The sequence below is a fragment of the Anaerobium acetethylicum genome (genome assembly GCF_900096945.1).
GTDB lineage: Bacteria > Bacillota > Clostridia > Lachnospirales > Lachnospiraceae > Anaerobium > Anaerobium acetethylicum.
The window spans coordinates 1-5,809 of sequence record NZ_FMKA01000071.1 but is presented as its reverse complement, the minus strand read 5'-3'; the positions used below and the strand labels follow the sequence as shown (position 1 = coordinate 5,809).

General features: G+C 36.1%; 4 protein-coding genes. All 4 read left to right on the top strand.

Annotation, left to right across the window (positions count from 1 at the left end):
• The first annotated feature begins 345 nt into the window (after window positions 1-345).
• The 4 genes from BJR36_RS19585 to BJR36_RS19570 all read left to right on the top strand — a co-directional run bounded on the left by BJR36_RS19585 (window position 346) and on the right by BJR36_RS19570 (window position 5,433).
• Window positions 346-1,065 carry a carbohydrate ABC transporter permease gene (locus BJR36_RS19585; RefSeq protein ID WP_242875700.1) on the top strand — a complete coding sequence of 240 codons (720 nt, stop codon included), beginning with the start codon at window positions 346-348 and terminating at the stop codon, window positions 1,063-1,065.
• 12 nt (window positions 1,066-1,077) lie between these two features.
• Window positions 1,078-1,914 (top strand): carbohydrate ABC transporter permease, encoded by an 837-nt coding sequence (locus BJR36_RS19580; protein WP_242875698.1) that lies wholly within the window; start codon window positions 1,078-1,080, stop codon window positions 1,912-1,914.
• A gap of 263 nt (window positions 1,915-2,177) precedes the next feature.
• Complete coding sequence (locus BJR36_RS19575) at window positions 2,178-3,851, top strand: cache domain-containing sensor histidine kinase (protein WP_242875696.1); 1,674 nt, start codon at window positions 2,178-2,180, stop codon at window positions 3,849-3,851.
• 37 nt (window positions 3,852-3,888) lie between these two features.
• Window positions 3,889-5,433, top strand: coding sequence for a response regulator transcription factor (locus BJR36_RS19570; protein ID WP_242875694.1), 1,545 nt, complete (start codon window positions 3,889-3,891; stop codon window positions 5,431-5,433).
• The last annotated feature ends 376 nt before the right edge of the window (window positions 5,434-5,809 follow it).

Below are 5,809 nucleotides of genomic sequence, written 5' to 3'. Positions count from 1 at the left end.
ATTATACCAAACCAGATGGTTTCATGCTATTTTTATGCCAGTTATTATTGAATTTTCAAGGTGCATAAGCACTTATTCATGTGCGAAGTTTGAGTAAATAATACTTTGAATGGGCTGTAAGCAGGATGCATTACAGCCCATTATAACAGGAGGAATGTGATGGTGAAAAAGTATATAAAAAGTCTTGAACTGAAAAAAAATCTGCCAGGTTATCTGTTATTGACTCCAGCAGTTATTGTAATTCTCGCGCTTTCTATTTATCCATTATTTCGAGGCATATATTTGAGCTTTCTGCACTATAATCTTGTACGGCCTAATGATGCAATTTTTAATACATTTGCTGGATTGGAAAATTATATAGAAATCTTTCAGAATGAAATATTTCTGAAGTCTATTTGGAATACGGTAAAGTGGACAGTTGTGAATCTGATAGTTCAGCTTGTGATGGCAATTCTTCTGGCACTTGCACTGAATCAAAAGTTGAAAGGCAGATTCGTCTACAGAACTTTGATTCTGGTACCATGGGCAGTTCCACACGCAATTGCAGCGATGACATTTACATTTTTGTATAATGCAAACGTAGGAATTATCAATGTTGTTGCTATGAAACTTGGTGCAATTACGGAGCCAATCTCATGGCTCGGAAATGTTGGGTCTGCATTCTGGTGTGTAATTATTGTTGCAATTTGGAAGGGAATTCCATTTCAGATGATATTTATACTGGCGGCACTGCAGGGAATACCCGGAGATGTATATGAAGGTGCACAGATTGACGGGGCAAATAAATGGCAGACATTTTGGAAAATTACTCTTCCAATTATTAAGGAACCACTGGCAATATCGACGATTTTGAATCTTATCGGTATTGTTTCCTGCTTTAATACGATATGGCTTATGACAAAGGGCGGACCATTGTATAGTACGGAAATTATTTATACATTTGCATATAGAGAAGCATTTATCAATCATAATTTTGGTACCGCAGCAGCAGCATCGGTAATTTTGTTTATTTTTATGGCTGTATTTTCGGGAATCTATCTTCACAAAGTCAGTGAGAAAGAATAGGGGTGTGGAAGTGTGAAAAAAGGACAAGATACAAAAGTTAAACTTGGTGTAGCATATATATTCACAATCATAATGGTTGTTGCTGCCATTGTGCCATTCATTTATGTAGTGCTGACTGCATTAAAGACACAGGATCAGATTTATGATCCAAATCAGATTATTCCTACACGTATTACTCTTGAGAATTTTCGACATGTGTTGTTCGAGTCGAATTTCGTACGGTACTTCTTGAACAGTATCTTTATCACAATTGTGACCACTGCAATCTGCATGGTTCTATCTATTATGGCAGCATATGCACTAACAAGATATAAAATATTTGCCGCAGAAAAGATTAAGATGGCGTTTCTGATGACAAGAATGTTTCCTGGCATTCTACTATGTATTCCGTTCTATATTATTATGAAAAGTTTGAATCTGATTGACAGTTATGTCGGATTAATTATGATGTACTGCTCTTTTACACTGCCGTTTGCAATCTGGAATATATGTGCTTTCTTTGCGATAATTCCATGGGAGATAGAGGAAGCAGCAATGATAGACGGATGCAGCAGAGTAAAGTCTTTCTTCTCAATAATTATACACATTGCAAAACCCGGATTATTTGTTACGGCGTTATTTTGTTTCATGTCCTCTTGGGATGAATATATGTATGCATCCATCTTTATCAACACGACATTAAAGAAAACGATTCAGGTTGGTATGCAGGATTTTATAGGGCAGTATTCGGTAAACTGGGGATTGCTTATGTCGGCAGTTGTGATTAGTTTGATTCCGATTTTGATATTTTTCGCTCTTGTTCAGAAGAATCTGGTAGAAGGATTGTCTGCCGGTGCCGTGAAGGGATAAAACATATAAAATTTATAAAAAGAATGCGGACTGAAGCTTTTATTAGCTGCAGTCTGTATTTTATGTTATAATGGATGCAATATAAAAGATGAAAATATGAGCCAATTCTTTGTGAGAAAGGAGTGGTGGAGCATATGAAAAAGTATACAATTAATATACATAAAAAAGGAATTCGTGCACATTTACTCGTATATATTGGCTTTTTTGTAGTGCTGCCATTATGTTTGGGGTTAATCATATTAAATTTTTATCTGCAAAAATCCATGAACGAGACACAGAAGACCTATGATGTATCTACATTATCTCAAATAAAGAATACTATGGATCAGATATTGGAAACAACAAATTATACGACAAGCATGCTGATGACAAATAAGGACATGCTCACAGATTTAAGAACCTTGCAGAGTTGGAATGAGGATTACGGGGTATATACTGCCAAGAGGAGCATATCAGCGAAACTGTCAGAGCTGGAAAGCTCGACCTTGAATGCGGTAGGTGTAAAAATAGCTATTCTCACTTCAGAAGGGGATCTGATAGGTCCTCATATCCAGAGCAAGACCGAGGTGGATTACCATCAGAAAAGCTGGTATCAGGAAATTATCAAGAATAACAGGAAAACAACATTCTGTAAGGATTTGAGTATCTTTTTTCATGAGATGGATATTTATAATGTGAAAGTAAACCAGGATCTTTATATTGGGAGGGCGATTACCGATTATAATGATAATTATCTAGGAATTATTTTACAGCAGGTGTCCGGCGAAAAAATATGGGGGAAATTTGTGAAGACACTGGAAAACGGTAATGAAGGGGCATTTTATTTCTTCAATAATGAAAAAGAACTACAAATGGCTTATAATGGTGGAGATGAAAAGGAAATTCAGTTTCTAATCAAGGAATCTGAAGAATGGAAACTATCACAGACAGCGGATGTTCAGATGATAAAAGAATATAAAAATTATTGCATTCCGGTGTTGCTGAAGCACTCGGATAATATGATTGTTTACACAATTCCAGAAAAAGCCTTTCAGCTGGAAGGAAAAGGCATTTTAAGGGTTATACTTGTGTTGATTTTTATGTTGATTCTTCTCTCGATAGCAACTATGGTATATATTTCCGGAAAAATATCAAAACCGCTAGTATACGTAGTCAATGAAGTGGAAAATGCTGTGAATGGGATAATTAAGATTCAGGAGCCAAAGGAAATTTCTTTTCTGGAGATACAGAAGCTGATTTCTAGTTATAATCGGGCTGGAGATCGAATCAAGGCATTGATTGAACATGTGAAGTTGGAAAGCAAGCAAAAGGAAAAGGCACATTATGAGATACTGATGTCTCAGATTTCTCCGCATTTCATTTTTAATACGGTTAATTCTATCAAGATCATGGCAAATGAAAAGCAGGATTGGCAAACTGTATCGGCATTGGAGTCACTGGGGAAAATTCTGCATGCAGTTTACAGCTACAAAAATGGAATGACAACAGTTGGACAGGAATCTGCCCTTCTTCAAGCGTACGTGGATATCATGAAAATGCGCTTTGGAGATTCCTTCCATTATTTCAACAGCATTCCGACAGAATTGTATTATTACGAAATCCCAGCATTCACGATGCAGCCAATCGTGGAGAATGCGATTTTGCATGGAATTCATGGGGTAACGGCAGGGCAGATTATTGTATCAACACTAGAATATCCAAATGACTTTGTTATTTCTGTATTTAATAATGGAAATTCTGCAGATAAAGAGAAAATGGAAGAATTGCTGAAACATTCGGAGCAGAACAGAAGCAACTTTACGGGTATCGGGTTAAACAATGTGAATTCCAGATTAAAAATGTTATATGGCGATACCTATGGATTAATTTTCAATGATAGTGTTACAACGGGATTTGAAATATGGATTCGGATTCCGAAAAAAATTGCTGCGAGGTAGCATCAAAAACATTAATTTGGGAAGTAAGGTAGGTCAAATGGCAAGGAAAAAAGTATTGATTGTAGAAGATGAACTGCTGGCAAGGATAGGTCTACATCAATTGGTGAACTGGGAGTTAATGAATCTGGAACTTCTGGAAGATGCAAAAGATGGTCAGGAGGCATTGGAACGTGTTCGGGAAAATTGTCCGGATATTATTTTGCTGGATTTAAATATCCCAAAAATAAATGGATTGCAGATATTGGAATATATCAATAAAAATGGGCTTCGCTGTAGCACAATTGTGGTCAGCTGTAATGAAGAGTTTGAGATGGTAAAGGATGCCATGAAGCTCGGGGCATTTGATTATCTACGGAAGTTGAATCTATCTGCAGAGGAACTAACTGGAATTCTGAAAAATTGTCTGGAAAAAATATCTGATGTGAAAAGTGATACTGGGGTTCGGGCAGATACAAAAAAAAGCAACCAAGAACAAAAATTCAGGCAGGAAATTCAATATGAAACGATCATTAGCGGAAGTGGAAACAGCCTGTTTCATTATGCAGATGCATATTGTACGGCATTATGTATTTTGAATCAAAAGCAGAGCAGTGAAGGAAATATCTACAGGACTGCAGACTATGCAAAAAGAGAATTTGACATAAGTCAACTGGACTATATACAGATTGTGAAAGGAAATCAATATTGTTATTTTTTGTTTACAAAAAGATTTTCGGACGACTGGTATCATCAGCTTCATAGTCAGATAGAAAATCATGATAGCGGAAAATGTTATTTTGGTATTTATGAGTCAGATATGCAAGATAGTTCCCAAATTAATGAGGGAATCAGCATGGCGGAACAGGTTGTCTATTTCAGCTATTATGATGAGGAACAACAGATTTATCGCGTTTGGCAGAAATTATCCTGCAGTGAACACAGTCCGAAGCTTATGCATAGTGCGCTAACAGTACTGCGAAATGAAGTTGGTCAATTCCATCGGGAAGAATCAGTCCGGATGATCCGGCGAATTATTGAGATTATTTCTGTGGAAAAATATTCCCATATCAATTTATTGAGAAGAATTTTCATGGATATTTTGGGTTTTTATTCTATGACAGCGCAGACCCTCAATAGTTCTATTGAAGAAGTTGCGGTTTATGGCGATAATTGTCATTATCAGAAAGTTATGATGATGAATAGTCTGCAGATGGTTGAACAATGGTTGATTGAATTTGAAAATGTGTTTTACGAACATTTCTGGATCAGATATAAGTGTAGTCAGTCCGATATATTGCTACAGGCAATTGAATATATTAATACCCATTTGTATGAACACTTGCAGTTGACAGAGGCTGCAAACTGTATTGGTATTTCAAACTCGTACTTAAGTACGGTTTTCAAGAAAGAAATTGGGCAGAGTTTTGTAGACTACGTTAATCAGAAGAAAATTGAAGCAGGAAAAGAAATGTTGAAAAAAGGGAAACTGGTATACGAAGTATCTGATATTTTAGGGTTTGAAAATTGTACATATTTTTCTAAGGTATTTAAGAAATATCATGGCATTTCACCAGATTCATATAGAAAAGAGCAATGTCGTTAGTTTTCTCCTCCACCATACATAAGGACTTCTCCTATGGTAGTGTTAAAAATTTCTTGTCTTGGTAGTAGGTACCACTTCCATGGTGAGAAATAGTTATCAATAATCTCACTTGGAAGGTGGTTTTTATATGGCTATTGCAAAGGAATAATTACGATAGATTATTAAAGAAAACGACATTAAATATGTAGGTGATATTTATACATTACTCAAGGACAGTTTCAAAGGTATGATACAGATAAGATCAAAGAAAATGGACGGATTGTTAACCGGGTAGCTTATATATCCTAAATACCCAAGAAATTATAACGTGTTCGGCGGTGTAACACCCATTGCCTTATATAATTCTGACTGTTTCTTTGTAACCTCACCAACTCGC